This is a genomic window from Chitinilyticum aquatile DSM 21506 (assembly GCF_000430805.1).
GTDB lineage: Bacteria > Pseudomonadota > Gammaproteobacteria > Burkholderiales > Chitinibacteraceae > Chitinilyticum > Chitinilyticum aquatile.
On the sequence record NZ_AUMS01000032.1, the window covers coordinates 1 to 1,220 of the forward strand.

General features: G+C 45.7%; 2 protein-coding genes. Both read left to right on the forward strand.

Going from position 1 to position 1,220, the window contains the following annotated elements; genetic code table 11:
- The coding region (locus H559_RS23065; RefSeq protein ID WP_211230945.1) for an RHS repeat-associated core domain-containing protein at positions 1 to 541 on the forward strand (541 nt) is incomplete at its 5' end.
- 13 nt (positions 542 to 554) lie between these two features.
- Positions 555 to 959: a hypothetical protein gene (locus tag H559_RS0113155; protein ID WP_081413061.1), complete on the forward strand. Its 405-nt coding sequence runs from the start codon at positions 555 to 557 to the stop codon at positions 957 to 959.
- Positions 960 to 1,220 lie beyond the last annotated feature (261 nt).

The following is a 1,220-nucleotide window of genomic DNA, read 5'->3' on the forward strand; positions in this document are numbered from 1 at the left end:
CAACTACTACCGCGACTACGACCCGCTGACGGGGCGGTACATGCAGTCTGACCCGATTGGGCTAGCGGGGGGGATTAATACGTATGCTTATGTGGAGGGAAATCCACTAGGTCTGGTTGATTTACTTGGTTTGAGTGATCAGGATGTGGAAAAAATTCGCGAGAGATATCGAGAAATTGTTGATCAGATGACGCGAAATGAGTTGCGTCTTCCAAATAAATGGAGGAACAATTTATGTCGGATGTATCCTTGGTCTCCCGGGTGTAAAAACCCTAATAACTATAAAGATTGCGGTGAGCAAACAGAGATTGTCAATGAAGAACTTGCCAAGGGTCATTATAATGATCGATGGTATTTTCTGATGGATGCTGGGTTTGGGCACGCATGGGGTTTGGCTACATCAAGCAACCCTAAAGATCCTATTGTTTACTATGATCCTAGGGCTGACGAAATTTCTGTAGGAAATCCATGTCAAAACTGCAAAGGCTGGTTTGGTGATAGCAATTACGGCCCAAATGATCCGCCAATTCACCCGCGTTGAAAAGGAGTCCGACATGAAGTGTTTTTTTATGGCGATCGCAGGTGCATCATTGATTGTAATTTCTGCTATTTTTGTAAATTCACAATATTCCGATTATCGTGCAAAAGTAGAAACAGATAATTGGCTGCTGCGGGTAAAAGAAATTCAAGATACAATAGAGCGGAAGGCTATCAAGCAGAAGTCACTTATTGATGCCGGGCGCGAAGTTAACAAAAATTTACTTCAGAAATTAGACCTTGATTTGATTGAAATCACAGACTCCAGTGTGATAATTCTTCGAGGAGGTAGGGATGGACAGGTTATTATTCTGATTCCATCCTTATCAGGTGATCGAATTGTCTGGGATTGCATTGGCGGCCCAGAAAAAGCGATGCCACGTAGGTGTAAAGCCAAAGAGAGCCTGCGCAACTCTGATTAGCGAAACGTAATCAGAGGCGAAAGCCATGTTGTTTTCCGAATCCCCGATCTTTAACAATCCATCTCCCCCAAGCTGTTTCTCGCCTACTTCATGGGTATGTGGCTGTGGATTTTTATATGAAAGGGCTACATGCATATATCGGCATGGGTATGCATCGATTTGCCCCCGTCGGGGCACTGGGCCAGCGCATCCGCAAAACCCTCACGAGCAACGGCCAGATCGTGAGCGACACGCTGTACCACTACGACCTCGCCGGCCACC

Excerpts from the sequence above, each read along its gene's own strand:
- H559_RS0113155 (WP_081413061.1), top strand. The coding sequence starts at position 555 with ATGAAGTGTTTTTTTATGGCGATCGCAGGTGCATCATTGATTGTAATT.